General features: G+C 65.8%; 22 protein-coding genes. 6 read left to right on the plus strand and 16 right to left on the minus strand.

What is annotated here, in order from left to right; genetic code table 11:
* Positions 1-88: 88 nt before the first annotated feature.
* From ACFSUD_RS06265 to ACFSUD_RS06285, 5 genes are all read right to left on the minus strand, one after another.
* Positions 89-1327: an aspartate kinase gene (locus tag ACFSUD_RS06265; RefSeq protein ID WP_386372498.1), complete on the minus strand. Its 1239-nt coding sequence runs from the start codon at positions 1325-1327 to the stop codon at positions 89-91.
* Between the two features lie 133 nt (positions 1328-1460).
* Positions 1461-1928 (minus strand): DUF1178 family protein, encoded by a 468-nt coding sequence (locus ACFSUD_RS06270; RefSeq protein WP_386372500.1) that lies wholly within the window; start codon positions 1926-1928, stop codon positions 1461-1463.
* A gap of 69 nt (positions 1929-1997) precedes the next feature.
* Positions 1998-2471, minus strand: coding sequence for an NUDIX hydrolase (locus ACFSUD_RS06275; protein ID WP_386372502.1), 474 nt, complete (start codon positions 2469-2471; stop codon positions 1998-2000).
* Between the two features lie 175 nt (positions 2472-2646).
* Positions 2647-3408, minus strand: a complete 762-nt coding sequence (locus tag ACFSUD_RS06280; RefSeq protein WP_386372601.1) for an EcsC family protein — start codon at positions 3406-3408, stop codon at positions 2647-2649.
* Positions 3409-3454: 46 nt separating this feature from the next.
* On the minus strand, positions 3455-3943 hold the full coding sequence (locus ACFSUD_RS06285) for a GNAT family N-acetyltransferase (RefSeq protein WP_386372503.1): 489 nt from the start codon (positions 3941-3943) through the stop codon (positions 3455-3457).
* An 86-nt stretch (positions 3944-4029) separates the two neighbouring features.
* Between ACFSUD_RS06285 and ACFSUD_RS06290 the strand changes: the two genes are divergently transcribed.
* Positions 4030-4635: a flavin reductase family protein gene (locus ACFSUD_RS06290; protein ID WP_386372505.1), complete on the plus strand. Its 606-nt coding sequence runs from the start codon at positions 4030-4032 to the stop codon at positions 4633-4635.
* A 122-nt stretch (positions 4636-4757) separates the two neighbouring features.
* Here the strand turns inward: ACFSUD_RS06290 and ACFSUD_RS06295 are convergent, their stop codons facing one another.
* Positions 4758-6386: a SulP family inorganic anion transporter gene (locus tag ACFSUD_RS06295; RefSeq protein ID WP_386372507.1), complete on the minus strand. Its 1629-nt coding sequence runs from the start codon at positions 6384-6386 to the stop codon at positions 4758-4760.
* 178 nt (positions 6387-6564) lie between these two features.
* On the opposite strand from ACFSUD_RS06295, the gene ACFSUD_RS06300 reads away from it, so the two are divergent.
* Together ACFSUD_RS06300 and ACFSUD_RS06305 are read left to right on the plus strand one after the other, a co-directional pair.
* Positions 6565-7440, plus strand: coding sequence for an S-methyl-5'-thioadenosine phosphorylase (locus ACFSUD_RS06300; RefSeq protein ID WP_386372509.1), 876 nt, complete (start codon positions 6565-6567; stop codon positions 7438-7440).
* A 103-nt stretch (positions 7441-7543) separates the two neighbouring features.
* A complete protein-coding gene (locus ACFSUD_RS06305; protein ID WP_386372511.1) occupies positions 7544-8074 on the plus strand; it encodes an adenine phosphoribosyltransferase in 531 nt (176 codons plus the stop codon).
* A gap of 3 nt (positions 8075-8077) precedes the next feature.
* Here the strand turns inward: ACFSUD_RS06305 and ACFSUD_RS06310 are convergent, their stop codons facing one another.
* The 10 genes from ACFSUD_RS06310 to coxB all read right to left on the minus strand — a co-directional run bounded on the left by ACFSUD_RS06310 (position 8078) and on the right by coxB (position 17039).
* On the minus strand, positions 8078-9493 hold the full coding sequence (locus ACFSUD_RS06310; protein WP_386372513.1) for an FAD-binding oxidoreductase: 1416 nt from the start codon (positions 9491-9493) through the stop codon (positions 8078-8080).
* A 64-nt stretch (positions 9494-9557) separates the two neighbouring features.
* A complete protein-coding gene (locus ACFSUD_RS06315) occupies positions 9558-10142 on the minus strand; it encodes a GNAT family N-acetyltransferase (RefSeq protein WP_386372515.1) in 585 nt (194 codons plus the stop codon).
* Positions 10142-11404: a M16 family metallopeptidase gene (locus tag ACFSUD_RS06320; protein ID WP_386372516.1), complete on the minus strand. Its 1263-nt coding sequence runs from the start codon at positions 11402-11404 to the stop codon at positions 10142-10144. The genes ACFSUD_RS06315 and ACFSUD_RS06320 overlap by 1 nt, the downstream gene beginning before the upstream one ends.
* Positions 11401-12789 carry a threonine synthase gene (gene thrC, locus ACFSUD_RS06325; RefSeq protein WP_386372518.1) on the minus strand — a complete coding sequence of 463 codons (1389 nt, stop codon included), beginning with the start codon at positions 12787-12789 and terminating at the stop codon, positions 11401-11403. The genes ACFSUD_RS06320 and thrC overlap by 4 nt, the downstream gene beginning before the upstream one ends.
* A gap of 6 nt (positions 12790-12795) precedes the next feature.
* Positions 12796-13476 (minus strand): SURF1 family protein, encoded by a 681-nt coding sequence (locus ACFSUD_RS06330; RefSeq protein WP_386372520.1) that lies wholly within the window; start codon positions 13474-13476, stop codon positions 12796-12798.
* A gap of 105 nt (positions 13477-13581) precedes the next feature.
* Positions 13582-14385 carry a cytochrome c oxidase subunit 3 gene (locus tag ACFSUD_RS06335; RefSeq protein WP_386372522.1) on the minus strand — a complete coding sequence of 268 codons (804 nt, stop codon included), beginning with the start codon at positions 14383-14385 and terminating at the stop codon, positions 13582-13584.
* 23 nt (positions 14386-14408) lie between these two features.
* A complete protein-coding gene (locus tag ACFSUD_RS06340) occupies positions 14409-14984 on the minus strand; it encodes a cytochrome c oxidase assembly protein (protein WP_386372524.1) in 576 nt (191 codons plus the stop codon).
* Positions 14984-15151, minus strand: coding sequence for a cytochrome C oxidase assembly protein (locus tag ACFSUD_RS06345; RefSeq protein ID WP_386372526.1), 168 nt, complete (start codon positions 15149-15151; stop codon positions 14984-14986). Before ACFSUD_RS06345 ends, ACFSUD_RS06340 begins: the two co-directional genes overlap by 1 nt.
* The gene (cyoE, locus tag ACFSUD_RS06350) at positions 15148-16086 is read right to left on the minus strand and encodes a heme o synthase (protein WP_386372528.1); all 939 of its coding nucleotides are present in this window, start codon (positions 16084-16086) and stop codon (positions 15148-15150) included. Before cyoE ends, ACFSUD_RS06345 begins: the two co-directional genes overlap by 4 nt.
* Positions 16087-16142: 56 nt before the next feature.
* The gene (coxB, locus tag ACFSUD_RS06355) at positions 16143-17039 is read right to left on the minus strand and encodes a cytochrome c oxidase subunit II (protein WP_386372530.1); all 897 of its coding nucleotides are present in this window, start codon (positions 17037-17039) and stop codon (positions 16143-16145) included.
* Positions 17040-17218: 179 nt separating this feature from the next.
* On the opposite strand from coxB, the gene tldD reads away from it, so the two are divergent.
* The 3 genes from tldD (at position 17219) to topA (ending at position 23223) form a co-directional block, all read left to right on the plus strand.
* Complete coding sequence (gene tldD / locus ACFSUD_RS06360; RefSeq protein WP_386372531.1) at positions 17219-18640, plus strand: metalloprotease TldD; 1422 nt, start codon at positions 17219-17221, stop codon at positions 18638-18640.
* Positions 18641-18748: 108 nt separating this feature from the next.
* Positions 18749-19963 carry a DNA-processing protein DprA gene (gene dprA / locus ACFSUD_RS06365; protein WP_386372533.1) on the plus strand — a complete coding sequence of 405 codons (1215 nt, stop codon included), beginning with the start codon at positions 18749-18751 and terminating at the stop codon, positions 19961-19963.
* A gap of 626 nt (positions 19964-20589) precedes the next feature.
* A complete protein-coding gene (gene topA, locus ACFSUD_RS06370) occupies positions 20590-23223 on the plus strand; it encodes a type I DNA topoisomerase (RefSeq protein WP_386372535.1) in 2634 nt (877 codons plus the stop codon).
* Positions 23224-23271: the final 48 nt, after the last annotated feature.

Here is a 23271-nt window from a genome sequence, read left to right on the forward strand (position 1 = left end):
CCCCGGTCGCCCGTCACGCGCCGGTTCCGCCCCCGCCCGCGGCGCGCGAAATATGCGGCGCCGTCGCGATGGACAGCGCCCTGCCCGCTCAGGCGGCCTTGTCCAGTTCAAAGGCATCATGCAATGCCTGAACCGCGAGTTCCATGTATTTCCGATCCACCAGCACCGAGATCTTGATCTCCGAGGTGGTGATGACCTGAATGTTGATGCCTTCCTTGGAGAGCACCTGGAACATCTTGGCCGCGACGCCGGTGTGGCTGCGCATGCCGATGCCGACGACGCTGATCTTGGCGACATCGGTGTCGGCCTTGAGCTCGTGATAATTGATTACCTTGTCGGCCCCGGCCTTCTCGATCGCCTTCTTGGCGCGGGCCACCTGATCGACCGGGCAGGACCAGGTCATGTCGGTGCGCCCCTCCTCGGAGATGTTCTGCACGATCATGTCGACATTCACCCCGCCCTCGCTGAGCGCGGTGAAGATGCTGGCGGCGATCCCGGGCCGGTCGGCCACCGAGAGCAGCGTCATCTTCGCCTCATCGCGGCTGAACGCCACGCCTGCAACCACATTGCTTTCCATGATTTCCTCCTCGTCGCAGACCAATGTCCCGGCGCTGTCAGATGGTTCCTCGAAACTGCTCAACACCCGCAGCTTGACCTTGTTGCGCATCGCCAGCTCGACCGACCGGGTCTGCAACACCTTGGCCCCGAGCGAGGCCAGCTCGAGCATCTCCTCGAAGGCGATCCGGTCGAGCTTGCGTGCCTTGCTGCAAATGCGCGGATCGGTGGTATAGACCCCGTCCACATCGGTATAGATATCGCAACGCTCGGCGCCGAAAGCGGCAGCGAAGGCCACGGCGGTCGTATCGCTGCCGCCGCGCCCGAGCGTGGTGATCCGCCCCTCGGGGCTGATGCCCTGGAAGCCGGCGATCACGGCGACCCGCATGCCCTGTTCGAAACGCCCGTTGATATTGTCGGTCGGAATTGCCTCGATCCGTGCGGAGGAATGGCTCGACGTGGTCTGCACCGGCACCTGCCAGCCCTGCCAGCTGCGCGCCGGGACATCCATCTCCTGCAGGGTCAGCGCCATCAGCCCGGCGGTAACATTCTCGCCGCTCGACACGACCGCATCGTATTCGCGCGCATCATACATCGGCGAGGTCTCCCCGACCCAGCCGACCAGCTCGTTGGTCTTGCCCGACATTGCCGAGACAATGACGATCACGTCATAGCCCTTGGCCACTTCGACGCCGACCCGCTTGGCCGCGCGGCGGATCCGGTCCAACGTGGCCACCGATGTGCCACCAAATTTCATCACCAGAACGGGCATCGCATCCCTCGCCTATCAATCCAGCCGCGGTTTACGCGCAAGCCCCGCCATTCGCAAGACCGCCCCGCCTCTTCTGACCCGAAATACCTCGGGGTCCGGGGCAGCGCCCCGGCGGGTGGCGGCGGGCGCGAGCTCAGCTCAGCTTGCGCCGCGGCGCGAAGGGCAGCGGCAGCAGTGACACGCCATCCTCCAGCAGCGCCCGGGCCTCGTCGGGCCGCGCCTCGCCATAGATCGCGCGCTCGGGCTGCTCGCCGAGATGCATGGAACGCGCCTGCCGGGAAAAATCGCGGCCGACGTAATCGGCATTTGCCTCGACCCTGCGGCGCAGTTCCGCCAACGCCTTGCCGAGCGCCGCCTCGGGACCGCCTCGCAGCGGGGCCGATGCCGATGCCGGTGTCGGCGCGCCGCCCGGTTCCGGGGCTTTCGGCGCCACGGTCGCGCTCGCCAGCCGCGGTGCCATCACCGCCTTGTGCACATCGCGCGATCCGCAGGTGGCGCAGCTGATATGCCCTGCCGCCCTCAGGCTCTCGAAATCGCCCGAGGAGCGGAACCAGCTGTCAAAACCATGGCCCTGGTCGCATTTCAGATCGTAGCGGATCATCGCCCTGTCATTTCCCGTCAAACGTTACCGATACCTTGTCTCTCCAGATGAGACGGATCGCCCCCGGGGTCAAGCTGTCGGCGTCCCGCCCGGGCGTGGTTCGAAGCCGGCGATCAGCCGCGCAAGCTCGGCCTGGCCGACCATCCGCGCCGCCTTCTTCCGCGACACCCAGATCCGGCGGCGCTGGCCGCTCTCCGGGTATTGCCGCGCCAGGGACGCGACCTTCACCGGATAGAGCATCGCGGCACAGGCCAGGTCTTCGCTGCCGGGCTGGCCCTTGCGGTAGGAATAGACCCCGAGACAGGATTCTTCCGCCCGCCCGCGCACCCCGGCCTCTTCCCAGGCCTCCTGCAAGGCAGAGGCCGCCGGGGTCTTGTCCGGCATCGGCCAGCCTTTCGGCACGATCCAGCGCTTGGCCCGGCGCGAGGTGACCAGCAGGATCTGCACCTTGCCACGGCGCATCCGGTAGCACAAAGCGGCAAACTGGATGCGCACCTCGCGCTTGCGCGCGCCGAGCAGCGACAGGGGCAATTGCTGGATCATTCTGGCCTGTTGCGGGGGTGGATCCCCCTGTTGGCAGGAATCCTAGCCGCTTGCGGGGGCTGACGCCAGATGCGAATTGCGCGGATTTGAGCGGGGATCGGGTGGCTTTGCCCCCAGGCGCCTGCGCCGCCTTCCCCCAAGGTATTTGCGCTCAGGAGAAGGGAGGGCGAGACGCTCAGGCCGGGGGCCGGCTCATCTTGCGGCGCAGCTTCTCGAGCAGCCGGTCCTGGGGGATATCGGCCTCGATGGCGAGCCGACGCAGCCCGAAATGCACATGCGCCATGTCCTGGTAATAGCTGGTATAGGCGTAGTTGGTGGCCGCCCCGGCGACGGCACCGAATACCGGCACGGCCTGGGCGGCGAGTTTCTGGCCCAGCACCAGCGCGAGTTTCGGTGCGACCTTGGCCACCACCGCCTGCATCGCCCGGCCCGAGAGCGCGAAACGCGCCGAGAGGAAGCCGAGGTCGGCGCCGTCATCGCCCGACAGCGGCCCGGCGGCGGAAAACACCTGGATACAGTCGAACTGCACGTTCTCGGCCTCGGGGTCGAAGCCGTGTTCGACCGCGACACCCTCGATCACCCGCAGCAACAGCGTCGTGGTGACCGGCAGTTCGGCCAGCGCCGAGGGCAGCCCCCCGGCCCCGCCGGCCGCGCCCATGGCGGTGCTGACCGCCTGGTTGAGCCAGGATTTCTGGTCCGGCAGCAGGCTGCGCGAGGAATGGGCGGCTTTCATCGCCTGGTTCAGCGCCTTGACCGTCGCGCCTTCGAGATTGCGGCGCACCACGTCGGGCAGGTTGTCGATAAGATTGTCGGCCCGGCTGCCGATGAGGTTCAGCAGGTTGATCCCCAGACCGCCTGCCTCGCGATAGCGTTTGGCGATCTCGTCGAGCCTGGTCTCGACATCGACGGGGGCGGGATTTCTGGTCTCGATCTGCATGTTCTGCCCTTCGGTTTCCCCCAATGTGGGCGGTCGGCGCGTCATGTCAATCTTTCCAGCGTCGCACCTGCCCGGAGATCCCGTCCCAGGCGCCGGGGCGCAGCGCGCGGCCGAGCACGCGGTCGGGGTTGGTCGGGGGGGGCATGACGACGTCGCTGAGCAGGCTGAAGCCGAAACGGCTGTAATAGGGCGCATCGCCGACCAGCATGACGCGCTGCCAGCCCAGCGGCGCGGCGCGTTCCAGCGACGTTTCGATCAGCGCCCGGCCGAGCCCCTCGCCCTGCCGCGTCGGGTGCACCGCGACTGGGCCGAGCAGCAGCGCCTCCACCGCGCCGATGCGCACCGGCCAGTAGCGGATCGCGCCCGCGAGGATATGATCCGCGTCCCGCGCCACATGGCTCAGCCCGGCGACCGGCGCCACGCCCTCGCGCAGCCGATAGGAGGACAGCGCCGTGCGCCCGGGCGCGAAACAGGTATCAAAGAGCGCCTCGACCTCCCAGTGATCTGCCGGGATTTCGGGTGTGAATTGGTACAAGGCGCGGCTCCTGGCCTCGGGGATTATCGCTGGCCATGCCCCTATCATGGCGCTAGCCATGTCTGCAAACCACAAGGAGATTGTCCATGTTCTACCGCCCCGCCGACGGCCACAGATTGCCGCACAACCCGTTCAACGCCATCGTCACGCCGCGCCCGATCGGCTGGATTTCGAGCCGCGATGCGCAGGGACGCGACAATCTCGGGCCCTATTCCTTTTTTAACGGCGTCGCCTATTCCCCGCCGCAGGTGATGTTCGCCTCGACCGGCAGCAAGGCGGATGTGGACGGCACCAAGGATTCGGTCGCCAATATCCGTGCGAGCGGCGAATTCTGCGTCAATATCGTGGAATATGCGGCGCGGGATGCGATGAACGCCTCGTCGGCGTCGCTGCCCCACGGGGTCGATGAATTTGCCCATGCCGGGATCGAGAAAGCGGCTTGTGATGTAATCGACTGTGCACGGGTGGCGAATGCCCCGGCGGCGCTGGAATGCCGGATGACCCAGATCGTGCGGATCGAGGGGGCGGCGAATTTCGTGGTGTTCGGCGAGGTCGTCGGCGTGCATCTGCGCGATGATTGCCTGGTCGGGGGGCGGTTTGACATCACCCGCTATGCGCCCTTGTCGCGGCTTGGCTATCGCGATTACACGGCAGTGCGCGAAGTCTTCGAGATGATCCGCCCGGATGATTGAGACCTGACCATCAAGACCGGGATCAGCCCCGGTTTACCGGTTCCCCACGGGGAACCGGTATCGGTTTATTTTACTTTATTAACAATATCTTAACATAAGATAAGGCAGGTATTTCAACGACTTCAGTGACCGCCGAGGATGCCGGTGCGGACCTGATAATTGACCGCCAGCTCGTATTCGGGGTCATCGTCGCTGTCGACCATCAGGTGTCCGGCCTTGGTCAGCAGCCGGTGACAGTCGCGGCTCAGGTGGCGCAGTTGCAGCCGTTTGCCCGCCGCCTCGTATTTGCCCGCCATGGCCTCGATCGCCTGCAGCGCCGATTGATCGACAACGCGGCTGTCAGCGAAATCGACGATCACCTCCGCGGGGTCGTTTTCCACATCGAAAAGCTCGGCGAAACCGTCGCTCGAACCGAAGAACAGCGGTCCCTGAATCTGGTAGACCTTGGCGCCTTCGGGCGTGGTGTCGGTCTTGGCGTGGATCCGGCGGGCGTTGTTCCAGGCATAGGCCAGTGCCGAGACGATGACCCCGACCACCACCGCGACGGCGAGGTCTTCCATCACCGTGACCACGGTGACCAGCAGGATCACGAAAGCATCCATCAGCGGCACCTTGCGCAGGATGGTCAGCGAGTTCCACGCGAAGGTGCCGATCACCACCATGAACATCACCCCGACCAGCGCCGCCAGCGGGATAAGCTCGATCACCGAAGAGCCGACGAGGATGAAGAGCAGCAGGAACACCGCTGCCGCAATCCCGGCGACGCGCGTGCGGCCGCCCGATTTGACGTTGATCATCGACTGGCCGATCATCGCACAGCCGCCCATGCCGCCGAAGAAACCGGTGACGGTGTTGGCGACGCCCTGCGCGATGCATTCCTGGCTGGCGCCGCCGCGCGTGTTGGTCATGTCGCTGACCAGGTTCAGGGTCAGCAGCGATTCGATCAGCCCGATGGCGGCGAGGATCACCGCATAGGGCAGGATGATCTGCAGGGTTTCCCAGTTGAGCGGCACCATCGGGATATGCAGGCTCGGCAGGCCGCCCTTGATCGAGGCGAGGTCGCCGACGCGCGGCACATCGATGCCGAAGCCGATGACCACCGCCGCGACGATGCCGATCCCGGCCAGCGGTGCGGGGATGAAGCGGGTGACCTTGGGCATGATCCAGATGATCGCCATGGTCGCCGCCACCAGTGCCAGCATCAGGTAGAGCGGCGTGCCCGAGAGCCATTCGCCGCCGCCCATGCCATGGCCGGTGTCGACCATGGTGCCGGGCACCTTGAACTGGCTCATCTGGGCGAGGAAGATCACGATGGCGAGGCCGTTGACGAAGCCCAGCATCACCGGATGCGGTACCAGCCGGATGAACTTGCCCCATTGCATGACGCCCGCGAAGATCTGCAACAGCCCCATCAGCACCACGGTGGCAAACAGATATTCGACCCCGTGCTGCGCGACCAGCGCGACCATGACCACCGCCAGCGCGCCGGTGGCCCCGGAGATCATGCCCGGCCGTCCGCCGATCAGCGCGGTGATCAACCCGACGAGAAACGCCGCATAGAGGCCGACCAGCGGATGCACCCCGGCGACGAAGGCGAAGGCCACGGCCTCGGGGACCAGCGCCAGCGCCACGGTGAGGCCCGACAGCAGCTCGATGCGCAGGCGCGCGGGCGAAAAACCCTCGCCGGGCATCCAGCGCAGATCGGTCACGTCGAGATTCTTGGTAAAGCTGTGCAGCGTTGCGCGTGGCATGAGGCCATCCTGTCTGGTCGGAATACGGGAAAGACACCCCCGCGGCGGCCGGGGCGTGTATTGCTGCGCTGCCTAGAGGGTTTTGCCGCAAAAGAAAACCCTCGCGGGGGTGCCGGGTGCTGGTTGTCATCGCGCTGCATTCGCGGCAAGACTGCGGCGAAACCTGAAGGAGAGTGCCATGACTGCCAGCAAGATCGCCGTGATTGGTGGCTCCGGCATCTATGAGATCGACGGGCTGGAAGATGCGGTCTGGACCGAGGTCGAGACGCCCTGGGGGGCACCATCGGACGCGATCCTGACCGGGCGGCTCGGCGGGGTCGAGATGGCCTTCCTGCCCCGGCACGGGCGCGGGCATGTGCATGCCCCGGCGGACGTGCCCTATCGCGCCAATATCGACGCGCTGAAGCGGATCGGGTGCAGCGACGTGATCAGCGTTTCGGCCTGCGGCTCGTTCCGCGAGGAGATGGCGCCGGGGGATTTCGTCATCGTCGATCAGTTCATCGACCGGACCATCGCCCGCGAGAAGAGCTTCTTCGGCTCCGGCTGCGTCGGTCATGTGAGCATCGCGGAGCCGACCTGCGCGCGGCTCGGCGATGCCTGCGAGGCGGCGGCGCGGGATGCCGGGATCCGTCTGCATCGCGGCGGCACCTATCTGGCGATGGAGGGGCCGCAGTTTTCGACGCTGGCGGAATCGCGGATGTATCGCGAGGCCTGGGGTGCGGATGTGATCGGCATGACCAACATGCCCGAGGCCAAGCTCGCGCGGGAAGCCGAGCTTTGCTATGCCTCGGTGGCGATGATCACCGATTACGACAGCTGGCATCCCGAGCATGGCGAGGTCGATGTGAGCGAGATCATCCGGATCCTGACGGGCAATGCCGACAAGGGCCGCGAGATGGTGCGCGGGCTGCCCGGGTTGCTGGGCGGCGAACGCGCGGCTTGCGGGCATGGCTGTGACCGCGCATTGGAACATGCGATCCTGACCCGTCCCGAGGCGCGTGATCCGGCGCTGGTGGCCCGGCTTGACGCCGTGGCGGGGCGGGTTCTGGGGTGAGCGGATCGCGGTGGCGGTGCATGGCGTGGCCGGCGGCGTGCTGTGAGTATTTTTCGCATGAAGAGGCGGGGCCGTGGGTTCTTGCAGGAAGGGTGACGGGGCTGTGAAACAGGTTCAGGATTATATCCGCACGATTGTCGATTTCCCCCATGAGGGGATCATGTTTCGCGATGTGACGACGCTGTTTGCCGATCCGCGCGGGTTTCGCATGGCGATCGATCAGGTGCTGCATCCCTATGCCGGGATCGATATCGACAAGGTGGCCGGGCTCGAGGCACGCGGGTTCATCATCGGCGGGGCGATCGCGCATCAGCTGTCGGTCGGTTTCGTGCCGGTGCGCAAGAAGGGCAAGCTGCCGGGGCGCACGATCAGCCAGGAATACAAGCTCGAATATGGCGAGGCGATCGTGGAGATCCACGAGGATGCGATCAAGCCCGGCGAGAAGGTCTTGCTGGTCGATGACCTGCTGGCCACCGGCGGCACCGCGGAGGCCGGGATCAAGTTGATCGAGCGGCTCGGCGGCGAGGTCGTTTCGACCGCCTTCATCATCGACCTGCCGGATCTGGGCGGGCGGCGTCGGCTTGAGGCTTTGGGCAAGGAAGTGCTGGCGCTGTGCAGCTTCGAGGGTGGCTGAGGTTCAGCCGCGCAGCACCGCGCCGGGGTTCATGATGCCCTGCGGGTCGAGTGCGGCCTTGATCGCCCGCATGGCCGAGAGTTTGGCCGGGTCGCCGTAACGTTCGAGATCGCCGGTCTTGAGGCGGCCGACGCCGTGTTCGGCGCTGAAGGAGCCGCCCATCTCCTGCACCAGATCATGCACCGCGCGTTTGATCGTGGCCCCGAGGCCGGGATAGGCGTCGCGGGAGCGGCCCTGCGGCGGGAAGACGTTGTAATGCAGGTTGCCGTCGCCGAGATGCCCGAAGCAGTTGATACGGAAATCGCCAAGGGCTGCGATGCGGCCCGGGGCGGCGGCGATGAAATCAGGGATGGCGCCGAGTGGCAGCGAGATGTCGTGGCTGGAGATCGAGCCGATCAGGCGGTTGGCTTCGGGGATCATTTCGCGCAGGTGCCAGAAATCCTGTGCCTGCTGGCTGTTTTGGGCGATCAGCCCGTCGCTGAGCAGATCGGCGCCGAGCGCTGTCGCGAAGAGCTGTTCGAGCGCGGCTGAAGGGTCGATGCCGCCGCTGGTACCGAGCTCGATCAACACGCTCCATTCGGGGGGCGCGGGGAAGGGCTGGCGGATGTCGGGCAGCACCTCGGAGAGGAAGTCGAGCCCCTGGCGGTGGATCAGCTCGAAGGCGCTGACCATCTCGCCGAATTGGGTGCGGGCCAGCGACAGCAGCTTCAGCGCGGCCTGCGGGCTTTCGACCACCAGCAGCGCGGTGCCGCTGGCGGCGGGTTGCGGATAGAGTTTGAGCGCCGCGGCGGTGATCACGCCGAGCGTGCCTTCGGCGCCGATCAGCAGGTGGCGCAGGTCATAGCCGGTGTTGTTCTTGCGCAGTCTTGTCAGCCCTTGCCAGATCTGGCCGTCGGGCAGCACCGCTTCGAGGCCGAGGCAGAGGTCACGGGCATTGCCGTAGCGCAGCACGCCGGTGCCGCCGGCATTGGTGGCGAGGTTGCCGCCGATCCGCGCCGAGCCTTCCGCCGCCAGCGACAGCGGGAACAGCCGGTCGGCCCCGGCGGCGGCGTTCTGCACATCGGCGAGGATGGCGCCTGCTTCGGCGACCAGCACGTTTTCCTCGGGGTAGATCGCGCGGATCGCGTTCATGCGTTCCAGCGACAGGATCAGCGGTGCCGGACCCTCGGGCAGCACCTGCCCGCCGACCAGCCCGGTGCCGCCGCCATAGGGGATTATCGCAACCCGGTGCCGGGCGGCGGCGCGGATCAGCGTGGCGACCTGTTCGGTGTCGTGCGGCAGGGCGAGCAGACCGCCCTGCCCGACATAGCGGCCGCGCGGCTCTTCGAGGTAGCGCGGTGCTAGGGGGCGCAGGATATCTTCGGGCAGCCCGGCACGCAGGATCGCTTCGAAAGATGCATCGGCGGGGTTCAGGGGCATGATGTCTCTCTATCGGCGGGTTCGGCGCATGATCGCGGCGCACCGGGCCGGATGCAAGCCCGGTTCAGCCCGCCCCGGTGCGCCCGCGGCGGTCGCCGCGCAGGGCGGCATAGAGCACATGGGTGCGCCAGCGGCCGTCGATCTGCAGATAGCTCTGGGCCACGCCTTCGTATTTGAAGCCGCATTTCTCCAGCAGCCCGCGCGAGGCGGTGTTTTCGGGCAGGCAGGCGGCCTCGATGCGGCTGAGGTCGAGGCGGGTGAAGGCGTGGTGCACCGTGGCCTCGATGGCCTCGCGCATGTAGCCGCGCCGGGCGAATTGCTCGCCGGTCCAATAGCCGAGCGTTCCGGCCTGCGCCGGGCCGCGTCGGATGTTGTCAAGCGTGATGGCGCCGAGCAGCGCCGCATCGCGGCGGCGGATCAGGAACAGCGGCAGCGCGGTGCCGGAGGTGACCGAGCGCTGCGCCCAATAGACCCGGTTGCTGAAGGATTTGCGCGACAGGTGGTCGGCGGCCCAGGCGGGCTCCCAGGGGGTCAGGAAGTCCGCCGAGCTGACCCGCAGCGCCGTCCAGTCGCGGAAATCGGAATGGACCGGCGGGCGCAGGGTCAGCCGCTCGGTCTCGATGGTGAGTTTGCGGCGCAGCAGCGGCATCAGGCGGCGCGGCGCTCCTGCAGTTCGGCAAGGCTCGGGGCGGCATCGACCGGGCCGTAGAGCGCCAGCGCGGCGGGCGCGGCAAGGGCCATGGTCTCGGCGAAGTCGCGCACGTCGCCGGTGGTGACCGCGTCGATCTTGGCGACGGTCTCTTCCAGCGGCGGCACGCGGTCCCAGATCTGCACCAGACGGGCCAGACGTTCGGCGCGGTTGGACGGGCTTTCGAGCCCCATCAGCAGCCCGGCCTTCATCTGCGCGCGCGCCCGGGCCACCTCGGCGGGGGACATGTCATCGGCGGCGCGTTTCATCTCCTCGATGGTGAGATAGGCCAGTTCCGGCAGCTGCTCGGCGCTGGTGCCGGCATAGATCGTCATCATCCCGGTATCGGCATAGGCACCGGCCTGGGCGAAGATCGTGTAGCACAGGCCGCGGTTTTCGCGGATCTCCTGAAACAGCCGCGAGGACATGCCGCCGCCAAGCGCGGAGGCGTAGATCTGCGCGATGTAGATGTCATCGCCGCGATAGCCCGGGCTTTCGAGGCCGAGCGCGAAATGGGCCTGTTCCAGCGGCTTGATCTGGCGGATCTCGCCGCCCTGGAACCGCGCGGGATCCATGGTGAACAGGGGCTTGGCGGGCATGTCGCCGAACAATTTCTCGGCCAGCTTGACGATCTCGTCGTGATCGACGGCACCGGCGGCGGAGAGGATCATCTGTTCGGGGCCGTAGTGATCGGCGATGAAATGCAGCAGGTCCTCGCGCGAGAAGGCGGAGACCCGCTCAGCCGGGCCGAGGATGCTGCGCCCGATCGGCTGGTCGGGATAGGCCTCTTCCTGAAGCCAGTCGAAGATCACGTCATCGGGTGTGTCGAGCGCCTGGCCGATCTCCTGCAGGATCACCCCGCGTTCGGTTTCGATCTCGCCTTCGTCGAGCACCGGGTTGCGCAGGATGTCGGCGATCACGTCGAGCCCGAGGGGCACGTCATTTTCGAGCACCCGCACGTAATAGGCGGTGACTTCGCGCGATGTATAGGCGTTGATATAGCCCCCGACATCCTCGATCGCCTCGGCGATCTGCAGCGAGCTACGGGTCTTGGTGCCCTTGAAGGCCATATGTTCGAGGAAATGCGCGATGCCGTTCTGCGCCGGGGTCTCGTGACGGCCGCCCGCGGCGACCCAGATGCCGATCGAGGCGGAGGCGAGGCCCGGCATATGTTCGGTGACGATGCGGAAACCGTTGGACAGGCGGTGCTGGTTCAGGCTCACGATGCGATCTTTCCTTTGATGAGGCTTTTCAGCGCGTCGAGATTGTTTTCGACGCGGGTCATGCGCTCCTCGCGCTCGAAGAGGTCGGCCATGCGCGGCGGCAGCGGCGGGCGGATGCCGGTGGCGGCTTCGACCGCGTCGGGAAACTTGGCGGGATGGGCGGTGGCGAGGGTGATCATCGGCACCGAGGGGTCGCGCTGCTCCTTTGCCACCTTCACGCCCACGGCGGAATGCGGGCAGAGCAGCTCGCCGGTGGTTTCGCGCATCTCGCGGATCGTCGCGGTGGTTTCCTCCTCGGAGGCGCGGCCCGAGGAATAGATTTCCTGCAGGTTTTCCATGGCACCCTGGCTGACGTCGAAACCGCCCCCGGCAAGCTCGTCCATCAGCTGCGCGACGGCGTTGCCGTCGCGGTCAAAGGCGTCAAACAGCGCGCGTTCGAAATTCGACGAGACCTGGATGTCCATCGACGGGCTGATCGAGGCATGGACCCCGCCCTTGTGATAGCCCTGCCCCTTGAGGCAGCGGTCGAGAATGTCGTTCTGGTTGGTGGCGACCACCAGTTCGGTGATCGGCAGGCCCATCTGGCGCGCGATGTAACCGGCGAAGATGTCGCCGAAATTGCCGGTCGGAACGGTGAAGCTGACCTTGCGCTGCGGTGCGCCGAGGCTGACGGCGGCGGTGAAGTAATAGACCACCTGCGCCAGCACCCTGCCCCAGTTGATCGAATTGACCCCGGCGAGTTTCACCCCGTCGCGGAATTCGAAATCGTTGAACATGTCCTTGAGCCGCGCCTGGCAATCGTCGAAATCGCCGTCCATTGCGAGGGCGTGGACATTGCTTTCGCCCGGTGTGGTCATCTGGCGGCGCTGCACATCGCTGACCCGGCCATGCGGGTAGAGGATGAAGACATCGACGTTGTCGAGCCCGCGGAAGGCCTCGATCGCCGCCGAGCCGGTATCGCCGGAGGTGGCGCCGACGATGGTCACCCGCGCGCCCTTGCGTCCCAGCGCGGCCTGGAACATCTGGCCGATAAGCTGCATGGCGAAATCCTTGAACGCCAGGGTCGGGCCGTGGAACAGCTCCAGCAGGAAATGGTTGGGTGCGAGCTGCACCAGCGGTGCGCGGGCCTCGTGACCGAAACCCTCATAGGCGCGGGCGATGATGGCGCGGAATTCCCCGTCGGTGAATGTTTCCCCGATGAAGGGACGCATCACCGTGAAGGCGACCTCCTCGTAGCTTTGGCCCGCCATGGCGGCGATCTGATCCGCGCTCAGGGTCGGGATGGTCTCGGGCACGTAGAGGCCGCCGTCACGGGCGAGCCCGGTCAGCATGGCTTCCTCGAAGGTCAGGACCGGCGCGGTGCCGCGGGTGGAGATATAGCGCATGTTCTGTCAGCTTTCGGCTTTGGCCGCCGGGCGGCGGCGCAGGAAGGCGAGGCTCATCGCCAGCCAGAGCGCGGCGAGCGAGAACCAGGTGATGGCATATTGCAGGTGATCGTTGGGAATCGCGGCGGTGTCCACCGGCAGAGGCGTCACGGGGCTGTCGGCAAGCGACGTTTCGCGGGCCACCAGCAGCAGCGGCTCGGTGCCGAGCGCCTCTGCCATGGCATCGACATCGCGGGCGAACCAGATGTTGCGTGCCGTGTCGGGCTCGGGAGTGAAACCGTCCACCTCGCGCGGCCATTGCAGATTGCCGGTAATATCGGCCGGGCCGATCGGGGCGGCGCTGTCCTTCTGCTCGTCGATCAGGAAGCCGAGATCGGCGAGGATCAGGCGGCCCTCATCGGTGCGGAACGGCGCGATGACGCGGTAGCCCGCACCGAGCTGTTTCTGCGAGACCAGCACATGCAGCGCGCCCGGCTCGATCTGCCCGGAGACCGCGACCGGCAGATAGGAATCCGTCTCCGGGTCGGGGTTGGTCGGCAGGGCGACGGGCGCGGCGGCGATGCGGCTGTCGATGTCGGCGATGATCGCCTGTTTCCAGCCCAGGCGCTGGACCTGCCAGATTCCGAGCGCCAGCAGGATCGCGGCGCCGCCGAGGCCGATGATCAGCAGGAAAAGCGAGCGGCGCATGGGACCTCTGGACTTCGTGAGACGTGAAATGGCGCGCGAGGTTGCCCTCACGCGCCATTCGCTTTTACGGATCAGGGAGGGATATGCAACCCATCCCGGCGGGGATCAGATGCCCCACATGTAGACCGCGAAGAACAGGAACAGCCAGACCACGTCCACGAAGTGCCAGTACCAGGCGGCGGCCTCGAAACCGACGTGATGTTCGGGGGTGAAATGCCCGCGGATCGCCCGGATCAGGCAGACCGTCAGGAAGATCGTGCCGATCAGCACGTGGAAGCCGTGGAAGCCGGTGGCCATGAAGAAGCTGGAGAAGAACAGGTCGCCGCCGAAGGTCCAGTCGTCATGCACCAGCAGTTCGTAATATTCATAGGCCTGCAGCCCGGTGAACAGCGCGCCGAGCGCGATGGAGATCGCCAGGCCGGTGACCAGGTCCCTGCGGTTGTTCTCATGCACCAGCGCATGGTGCGCCCAGGTCACGGCACAGCCCGACAGCAGCAGCACCAGCGTGTTGATCAGCGGCAGGTGGAAAGCATCGACGGGGATGAATTCGGCCGGGACATATTCGGAACCGGGGAATTCGTTCATCGGGTAGAGCGCCTGTTTGAAGAAGCTCCAGAACCAGGCCGCGAAGAACATCACCTCGGACATGATGAACAGGATGAACCCGTAGCGCAGACCGATGCGGACCACGTTGGTGTGATCGCCGATGCTGCTCTCGTGCACGACCTCGGACCACCATGCGAACATCACATAGAGCACGGCGACCAGACCGCCGAGGAAGACGAAGGGTGTGACACCATGCATCCAGAGCACCGCCCCGAGCAGCATGACGAAGCCGGCGATCGAGCCCAGCAGCGGCCAGGAGGAGGGTGTCAGAATATGGTAGTCGTGGTTCTTTGCATGGGCCATGGTTACGGGGTCCCTCACCTCTATTAATTCAGGTCTGTTGTGGTGTCCTGGTCGAGCGCGGCATAGCTCTCGGGCAGGTCAATTTCGTAGAACGTATAGGACAGCGTGATGGTATGTACAAACTTCCCGTTGGCATCCGTGACGATCTCGGGATCGACATAGAAGCTGACCGGCATCATCACCCGCTCGCCTGGCTGCAGCACCTGTTCGGTAAAGCAGAAACATTCGATCTTCTCGAAGAAACCGCCGGCCGAATAGGGCGTCACGTTGTAGCTCGCCTGTCCCGCGATCGGACGGTCGGTGGGGTTGTAGGCCTCGTAGAAGGCCAGCCCGGTCTCGCCGATGCGCAGTTCCATCTCGCGTTCGACCGGCTTGAATTCCCAGGCCATGCCGCTGTTGAGCGAGCCGTCAAAACGTACCTTGATGGTCTGGTCGAGGATCTCGTCGGAGCCGACCTCAGCCTGTCCCGGCACGCCGCCGAAGCCGGTGACCCGGCAGAACCAATCGTAAAAGGGCACTGCTGCCCAGGCCATCGCGCCCATGACGATGACCACCGACACGGTTTGTGCTAGGGTTTTCTGTGGACCTGAAAGAGCCATTATTCAATGACCTCCCTTTGTGCTTCGGGCAGTTCAAAATCGGTCTGGGTGATCTTCACATAGGTGAGCGCCATGACCAGGATGACGAAAGCCCCCAGCAAAAGACCGACGCCCAAATTGCGGCCCTTGCGGCGGCGGTGCAGCTGGTGTTCGCGGTTCAGGCTCATGACCAGCCTCCCAGACCCCAGGGCCGCAGCGCGGCTTCGGCGAGGATGGCGCCGAAATGCAGGAACAGGAACCACAGCGACAGGCGGAAGAACTTGCGCTCCACCGCGAAATTGTCGGCTTCGGAATCGTCTTCGTCACGGCGCCAGATCCTGACCGCGCCGATCAGGAACAGCGTGTTCAGCACCAGCGCGGTGATGAGGTAGATCGGCCCGCCGATGGCGGTGAAGGCGGTGCCGACGGCGAGCACGGTGAGCAGGATCGTATAGCCGAGGATGTGGCGACGGGTTGCCGGACGGCCATGGGTCACGGTCAGCATCGGCACGCCCGCGTCGTCGTAATCCGAGCGCATGAACAGCGCCAGCGCCCAGAAATGCGGCGGCGTCCAGATGAAGATCAGCGCGAACATCAGCCAGGCTTCGACCGAGAAGCTGCCGGTGGCGATGATCCAGCCGATCACCGGCGGGAAGGCCCCGGCGGCACCGCCGATGACGATGTTCTGCGGGGTGCGGCGCTTAAGCCACATCGAATAGAACACAGCGTAGAACAGGATGGTGAAGAGCAGCATCGCCCCGGCCAGCAGGTTGGCCGACAATGTGAGCATCATCACCGACAGGCCCGAGAGCGCCACGCCGAGCGCCAGCGCCTCGCCCGGCTGCACCCGGCCCGAGGGAATCGGCCGGTTGCGGGTGCGTTTCATCACCGCGTCGATATCGGCGTCCCACCACATGTTGAGCGCGCCCGAGGCCCCTGCCCCGATGGCGACGAAGAGGATCGAGGCGAAGGCGATGACCGGATTGACCGGCACCGGCGCGGCCAGCAGACCGACGAGAGCGGTGAACACCACCAGCGACATGACGCGCGGTTTCAGCAGGGCGAAGTAATCGCCGAGCTGGCTGTCATGTTCGGTAACCGGGCTGTTGCTGATGTCAGTCATCGCTGTCTCATCTCAGGCAAGAGGAGGTCGCGGCGGGAATTCCCCCGCCGCGAACGTCAGTTGGAGGCGACCTGCAGGGTCTGCGGGATGCCCGCGTATTCTTCCTTGGCACCGCCCAGCCACTGCTCGTAGGCCTCTTCGGATACCACTTTCACGGTGATCGGCATATAGGCATGTGCCTCGCCACAGAGTTCCGAACACTGGCCGAAATAGACGCCTTCGCGGTCGGCGGTGAACCACAGCTCGGCCAGTCGGCCGGGCACGCCGTCCTGTTTCACGCCGAAGGCCGGGATGGTCCAGGAGTGGATGACGTCCGAGGCGGTGACCTGCATCACGATGGTCTTGCCGACCGGCACGACGACGGCGGTATCGGTGGCGAGCAGGAATTCGGCCTCGGTATAGCCGTGCTCCTCGAGCTGGGCGATGACCTCGGGGGTTTTGACGTTCTGCCCGTCGAGCGCCGGGGCGCCGATCATGTAGCTGTCGAAGCCGAACCCCTCGTCCACATATTCATAGGACCAGTACCACTGGTTGCCGATCGCCTTGATGGTGATGTCGGCCTCCGGGATTTCCTGCTGACGGAACAGGATGGGCAGCGAATAGGCCCCGATCAGCACGAGGATCACGATCGGCCCGACGGTCCAGGCGATCTCGATCGGCGTGTGATGGGTGAAGGAGGCCGGGTTCGGGTTGCGCTTGCGGTTGTAGCGCACGGCGACCCAGAGGATCAGCGCGGTGACGAAGAGCGTGATCACGGTGATGATCACCAGAATCAGATTGTCGAGGAAATGCAGATCTTCGGCCAGACGGGTGGCGGCAGGCTGGAAGCCCATTTCCCCATTGGTGGGCTTGCCCACAATTTCCAGACCGTCGATGCGCAGGTTGTCCTGCGCCATTGCGGGCAGGGCGGCAAGGCTGGCCATGAGACCCGAAAGAGAGAGAAGATGTTTCATATGTCGTCCTGATCTTGTGACCCATGTGATGCGAATCCGGCGGGATGCGCGCGCGCGTCAAGGCCTGCCGTTGTAATTCTGGTGCTTACAATCATATTCTGAGTTCAAGATAAAGCCATCAGCTTGCGGCAAACGGACGCGAAGTGCGTTTTCTTGGCGCCAAGGAAGGACCGATCATCATGAACACCTCTGCCTTTCTGCCTTTCGAGGCCGATCTCGACCGTGAAACCGCGCTCGGCGTGCTGCGCGAGGCGGTTGCCGGGGCCGATGACGGCGAGCTGTTCCTGGAGCGGCGCCGGTCCGAGGCGCTGGTCTTTGACGACGGTCGGCTGAAGACCGCGAGCTATGACGCCTCCGAGGGCTTCGGGCTGCGCGCGGTGCGTGGCGAGGTCGCGGGCTATGCCCATTCCACGGAGATCTCCGAAAGCGCCCTGCGCCGCGCCAGCGAGACCGCGCGGCTTGCGGTCGGGGATGGCGGCGGCAGCTGGGCCGATGCCCCGGCGGCCACCAACACGCGGCTTTATACCGATACCGATCCGATCGCCGGTGCCCCCTTCCCCGTCAAGGTCGAGACCCTGCGGGAGATCGACGCCTTCACCCGCGAGCTCGATCCCCGCGTCGTCCAGGTCAGCGCCACCATCGCCGCGAGCCTGCAGGAGATCGAGATCCTGCGCCCCGAGGGGGGCAGCGTGCGCGACATCCGCCCGATGACGCGGGTCAATGTCTCGGTGATCGTCGAACAGGACGGCCGTCGCGAAAGCGGCCATGCGGGCGGCGGCGGTCGGGTCGGGCTCGACGGGCTGCTGGCGCCGGGCGACTGGCAGGCCAAGGCCCGCGAGGCGCTGCGCATCGCCTGCGTTAACCTGGAAGCCGTTCCGGCGCCGGTCGGGGCGATGGATGTGGTGCTCGGTCCGGGTTGGCCCGGCATCCTGCTGCACGAGGCGGTGGGCCATGGGCTCGAAGGGGATTTCAATCGCAAGGGCACGAGCGCCTTTGCCGGGCTGATGGGCCAGCAGATCGCCGCGAAAGGCGTTACCGTGCTCGATGACGGCACCATCCCGAACCGGCGCGGCAGCATCTCGGTGGATGACGAGGGCACGCCGTCGGCGCGCAACGTGCTGATCGAGGATGGTGTGCTGGTCGGCTATATGCAGGACCGGCAGAACGCGCGGCTGATGGGGGTTGCCGCGACGGGCAACGGGCGCCGGGAGAGCTTTGCCCATGCGCCGATGCCGCGGATGACCAATACCTACATGCTGGGCGGAGAGGCCACGCCGGAAGATATCCTCGCCGGGCTGAAAGACGGACTCTATGCGGTTGGTTTCGGCGGGGGGCAGGTCGATATCACCAACGGCAAGTTCGTCTTCTCCTGCACCGAGGCCTATCGCGTGCAGGATGGCAAGGTCGGCGCGCCGGTCAAGGGCGCGACGCTGATCGGCGACGGCGCCACGGCGCTGAAGCAGATCCGTGCCGTCGGCAACGACCCGGCGCTCGATCCCGGAATGGGCAATTGCGGCAAGGCAGGGCAATGGGTGCCCGTCGGGGTCGGGCAGCCGACGCTGATGATCTCGGGGCTGACCGTGGGCGGCTCCGCGACCTGAGCATGGTAAATGCCAGTGCCGCGATTTAGGCGAAATAGGCGCGAGATGATTCATCCGTTGTTAACCAGGGGTACCTATACCTGATCCTGCAACAGGCGGAGACACGGGATGACTGACAAGGATTTTACTCCTTCTTCCACTCACCCCTCACTCCCACCCACCCCGGAAGACGAGCAGTTCGCCCGGCTTCGTCTGTTGCGCTCTCGCCGGGTCGGCGTGACTACGTATAAACGACTGCTGACCGAATACGGCACTGCGCAGAACGCGCTGGCCGCGCTGCCCGAGGTAGCGCGTGCCGCGGGCGTCGCAGATTATCGTCCCTGTCCCGAAGATGTAATTCATGCCGAGCTGGCCGCGGCCCGCGCCGCCGGGGCGCGATTGCTGGTCGCGGGCAGCCCCCTCTATCCGGAGCTGCTCGGCGATCTCGCCGATGCGCCGCCCTTTCTTTGGGCGATCGGCGATCCGACGCTGCTGACCCGGCCGACGATCTCGCTGGTCGGGGCGCGCAACGTCTCCTCGCTCGGGATACGCATGGCGCGCATTCTCGCGCAGGAGCTCGGCGCGGCAGGCTATGTGGTGGTCTCGGGGCTGGCGCGTGGCATCGACCGGGCCGCACATCTCGCCGCGCTCGAAAGCGGCACCATCGCTGTGCAGGCCGGGGGCGTCGATGTGATCTACCCGGCGGAGAATGCCGAATTGTCGCGGGATCTCGCCACACAGGGGCTGCGGCTCAGCGAGCAGCCGATGGGATTGCAGCCGAAGGCGCGGCATTTCCCGCGCCGCAACCGGATCATTGCCGGTCTGTCCCGTGCGACCGTTGTGATCGAGGCCGCAGCACGCTCCGGCAGCCTGATCACCGCGCGCGATGCGCTCGATCAGGGGCGCGAGGTGCTGAGCGTGCCGGGCCATCCGCTCGATCCGCGTGCGGCGGGCTGCAACATGCTGATCCGCGACGGCGCGATCCTGGTGCGGTCGGCCAGTGACGTGATCGAGGCATTGGCCCCGCTCGCCCCACCGCCGAAGCCACCCTGCAAGGCGGAGGCGGATGCGGAGACGGCGGCGACAGCGAACCCAAAGCGACGCCCGGTCCCGCAGCCCGCCGCCGACGACAGGCCGCCGCGCGGCCTGCGCGCGACCGCGGCGCTGCACCGTCAGATCCTGTCGCGGCTCAGCCCCGCGCCGGTCGCCGAGGATCAGCTGATCCGGGATCTGGAAGTGGCCCCCAATGCCGTCGCTCCCGCCCTGCTCGATCTGGAACTCGACGGGCAGATCGCCCGCCGTCCCGGCGGGCTGCTATCACTGGTCCCGCAGGATAAACGTTGAGCGCGGGCGTGACGGGTGGAGCGGCAACGGGGTCACGCGGGGAGCAACGGCGGGAGGCACGCGCGGAGCGGCTAGGAAGGGGCGCGCGGAGGAGCCGGGAGGCAGGCGTTGAGCTGTCCCGGATCGACACGCACAGTGTAGCGATGGGCGCTACACGCGGAGCAGCGGCAGCCGTCAGGCGAGGTGCAGCGATGGACGCCACATGCGAAGCAGCGCCAGATGTCAGGCGTGCTATCGTGGTGGGCGCCAATGCGGAGCACCGGCAAATGCGATCTGTCGTCCGGCTCTGCAAGCGACCTGTCGCGTGGCCGCGGGCGCGATCTGTCGGGCAATGTCCCAGCGCGTTCTATGAAGCAGTGGACGGGCACGACCCGACCTACAGAATGAAAGAAGACGATCCGCTGTCCCCGTGCAAGGCCGCCGCAAGGCGCCAACGAAGCCTCCGGGTCGCGCAGTTGCCGAGGGACGGCAGGCGTATCGTTGCCACCCGACGGCGCGGCAGAACCGCGCCCGGCCACGCCCTGCTCACCCCCGCCGCGCGTTGCTGCGCATTGACAATACCCCCTGCGATCCCACATGTGACAGCGCAAAGCCTGCCCGCCCTATTGATCCAAGGTCCTGAATTTATGCCCGTTGTCGTTGTCGAATCTCCTGCCAAGGCCAAGACGATCAATAAATATCTGGGCGATGATTACACGGTTCTGGCCTCCTACGGCCATGTACGCGACCTGCCGCCGAAGGATGGATCGGTCGATACCGAGAACGATTTCGACATGCTCTGGGAGGTTGCCAGCGACAGCAAGAAACATGTCAAGGCGATCGCCGATGCGCTGGCCAAGGACAACGAACTGATCCTCGCGACCGACCCCGATCGTGAAGGCGAGGCGATTTCGTGGCATCTGCAGGAGGCGCTGACCAAGCGCAAGTCGATCAAGAAGGACACGCCGGTCAGCCGCGTGGTGTTCAACGCGATCACCAAATCGGCGGTGAGCGAGGCGATGCGCAATCCCCGGCAGGTCGATATGCCGCTGGTCGAGGCCTATCTGGCGCGCCGCGCGCTCGATTACCTCGTCGGCTTCAACCTCAGCCCGGTGCTCTGGCGCAAGCTGCCCGGTGCGAAGTCGGCGGGTCGGGTGCAGTCGGTCACCCTGCGGCTGATCGTCGAGCGCGAAATGGAGATCGAGGCGTTCCGCGCCCGCGAATACTGGAGCGTCAAGGCGCTGCTCGCCACCCCGCGCGGTCAGGAATTCGAGGCGCGGCTGGTCAGTCTTGCGGGCAAGAAGCTCGACCGTTTCGACCTGGCCAACCAGACCCAGGCCGAGATGGCGGTGCAGGCGATCACCAGCCGGGCGCTCAGCGTCACCAGCGTCGAGGCGAAACCGGCCAGCCGCAACCCTTCGGCGCCGTTCATGACCTCGACCCTGCAGCAGGAGGCGAGCCGCAAGTTCGGCATGGGCGCGCGTCAGACCATGTCCACGGCGCAGCGGCTCTACGAGGCCGGGCACATTACCTATATGCGGACCGACGGGATCGACATGGCGCCCGAAGCGGTGAGCATGGCGCGCGATGCGATCAAGGACCGCTACGGCGCGGAATATGTGCCGGCCGAGCCGCGGATCTACAAGAACAAGGCCAAGAACGCGCAGGAAGCGCATGAATGTATCCGTCCCACGGACATGACCAGGGATGCCGGTTCGCTCAGGCTCGAGGCGGATCAGCGCAAGCTCTATGACCTGATCTGGAAACGCACCCTCGCCTGCCAGATGGCGAGCGCCCGGATGGAGCGTACCACGGTCGAGATCGGCGCCAAGGACGGCCAGGTCGGGCTGCGCGCCACTGGTCAGGTGGTGCTTTTCGACGGGTTTCTGCGGGTTTACGAGGAAGGCCGCGATGACGTGGTCGACGAGGACGACAAGCGGTTGCCGCAGGTGTCCGAAGGCGATGCGATGGAGAAGCGCTCGGTTACGCCGGAGCAGCATTTCACCCAGCCGCCGCCGCGCTATACCGAAGCGACGCTGGTCAAGCGCATGGAGGAGCTCGGCATCGGGCGGCCTTCGACCTATGCCAGCATCGTGACGACGATTCAGGATCGCGAATATGTCCGCAAGGAGGGCAACCGGCTCATTCCCGAGGACAAGGGGCGGTTGGTCACGGCGTTTCTGGAGAATTATTTCCGCCGCTATGTCGGCTATGACTTCACCGCCGCGCTGGAGGATGAGCTCGACAAGGTCAGCGCCGCGGAGGCCGATTACAAGAAGGTCCTGCATAATTTCTGGCGCGATTTCTCGGCCGCGATCGCGGAAACGTCCGAGCTGCGCATCACCGAGGTTCTGGAGAAGATCAACGAGGTGCTGGAGCCGCATCTGTTCCCGCCGACCGAGGATGGCAGCGATCCGCGGCTCTGCCCGAATTGCGGCGCCGGTCGGCTCAGCATGCGCACGGCGCGGTCAGGGGGCGCTTTCATCGGCTGTTCGAACTATCCCGAATGCCGCTACACCCGCCCCTTCGGCCCGCCTGATCCGGAGGCCGAGAAGAGCGCGATCCCGCCCGACGGCAAGCTGCTGGGCGAGGATCAGGGCGACGAGATCCGCGTCTTCAAGGGCCGGTTCGGCCCCTATGTGCAGCGCGGTCCGGTGACCGAGGAAAACAAGAAACCGCCGCGCCAGTCGATCCCCAAGGACTGGCCCGCCGAGGAGGTCGATCTCGAACAGGCGGTGCGGCTGTTGTCCCTGCCCCGCCAGATCGGCCCGCATCCCGAGGACGGGGTCATGGTCTGGTCCAATATCGGACGCTACGGGCCTTATCTGAAACATGCCGAGAGCACGTCGGACCGGGGTGGCACCAATGCCAATCTCGAAAGCATCGACGAGGTCTTCACCGTCGGGATGAACCGCGCCGTTCAGCTGCTGGCCGAGAAGGTCGCGAGCCGGGGCGGGCGTGGCAAGGCGGCCAAGCCGATCCGCGAGATGGGCGAACACCCTGATCTGGGCGGCGATGTGAACGTGATGGAGGGCAAATACGGTCCTTATGTGAAATGGGAAAAGGTCAACGCGACGATCCCCAAGGAGATCGAACCGGCGGATCTGACCATGGAGCGCGCGGTCGAGCTGATTGAGGAAAAGCTGGCCAAGTCCCCCGCCAAGCGCAAGGCCGCGAAAAAGCCCGCGGCCAAGAAGGCGCCCGCCAAGAAGCCTGCCGCGAAGAAGGCTCCGGCCAAGAAAGCCGCGCCGAAGAAGGCCGCGACCAAGACCGCAAGCTGAGCGGCGCTCCTTGCGTCGGTCTGCGGGCCCATCGCCCCTGATGCGATG

It is taken from the genome of Sulfitobacter aestuarii (assembly GCF_042685005.1).
Taxonomy (GTDB): Bacteria; Pseudomonadota; Alphaproteobacteria; order Rhodobacterales; family Rhodobacteraceae; genus Sulfitobacter; species Sulfitobacter aestuarii.

Bases quoted from the DNA above. Each gene is read 5' to 3' on its own strand.
- ACFSUD_RS06265 (WP_386372498.1), bottom strand. From the start codon at position 1,327: ATGCCCGTTCTGGTGATGAAATTTGGTGGCACATCGGTGGCCACGTTG.
- ACFSUD_RS06270 (WP_386372500.1), bottom strand. From the start codon at position 1,928: ATGATCCGCTACGATCTGAAATGCGACCAGGGCCATGGTTTTGACAGC.
- ACFSUD_RS06275 (WP_386372502.1), bottom strand. From the start codon at position 2,471: ATGATCCAGCAATTGCCCCTGTCGCTGCTCGGCGCGCGCAAGCGCGAG.
- ACFSUD_RS06280 (WP_386372601.1), bottom strand. From the start codon at position 3,408: ATGCAGATCGAGACCAGAAATCCCGCCCCCGTCGATGTCGAGACCAGG.
- ACFSUD_RS06290 (WP_386372505.1), top strand. From the start codon at position 4,030: ATGTTCTACCGCCCCGCCGACGGCCACAGATTGCCGCACAACCCGTTC.
- ACFSUD_RS06295 (WP_386372507.1), bottom strand. From the start codon at position 6,386: ATGCCACGCGCAACGCTGCACAGCTTTACCAAGAATCTCGACGTGACC.
- ACFSUD_RS06300 (WP_386372509.1), top strand. From the start codon at position 6,565: ATGACTGCCAGCAAGATCGCCGTGATTGGTGGCTCCGGCATCTATGAG.
- ACFSUD_RS06310 (WP_386372513.1), bottom strand. From the start codon at position 9,493: ATGCCCCTGAACCCCGCCGATGCATCTTTCGAAGCGATCCTGCGTGCC.
- ACFSUD_RS06315 (WP_386372515.1), bottom strand. From the start codon at position 10,142: ATGCCGCTGCTGCGCCGCAAACTCACCATCGAGACCGAGCGGCTGACC.
- thrC (WP_386372518.1), bottom strand. From the start codon at position 12,789: ATGCGCTATATCTCCACCCGCGGCACCGCGCCGGTCCTGACCTTCGAG.
- ACFSUD_RS06330 (WP_386372520.1), bottom strand. From the start codon at position 13,476: ATGCGCCGCTCGCTTTTCCTGCTGATCATCGGCCTCGGCGGCGCCGCG.
- ACFSUD_RS06335 (WP_386372522.1), bottom strand. From the start codon at position 14,385: ATGGCCCATGCAAAGAACCACGACTACCATATTCTGACACCCTCCTCC.
- ACFSUD_RS06340 (WP_386372524.1), bottom strand. From the start codon at position 14,984: ATGGCTCTTTCAGGTCCACAGAAAACCCTAGCACAAACCGTGTCGGTG.
- ACFSUD_RS06345 (WP_386372526.1), bottom strand. From the start codon at position 15,151: ATGAGCCTGAACCGCGAACACCAGCTGCACCGCCGCCGCAAGGGCCGC.
- cyoE (WP_386372528.1), bottom strand. From the start codon at position 16,086: ATGACTGACATCAGCAACAGCCCGGTTACCGAACATGACAGCCAGCTC.
- coxB (WP_386372530.1), bottom strand. From the start codon at position 17,039: ATGAAACATCTTCTCTCTCTTTCGGGTCTCATGGCCAGCCTTGCCGCC.
- tldD (WP_386372531.1), top strand. From the start codon at position 17,219: ATGAACACCTCTGCCTTTCTGCCTTTCGAGGCCGATCTCGACCGTGAA.
- dprA (WP_386372533.1), top strand. From the start codon at position 18,749: ATGACTGACAAGGATTTTACTCCTTCTTCCACTCACCCCTCACTCCCA.
- topA (WP_386372535.1), top strand. From the start codon at position 20,590: ATGCCCGTTGTCGTTGTCGAATCTCCTGCCAAGGCCAAGACGATCAAT.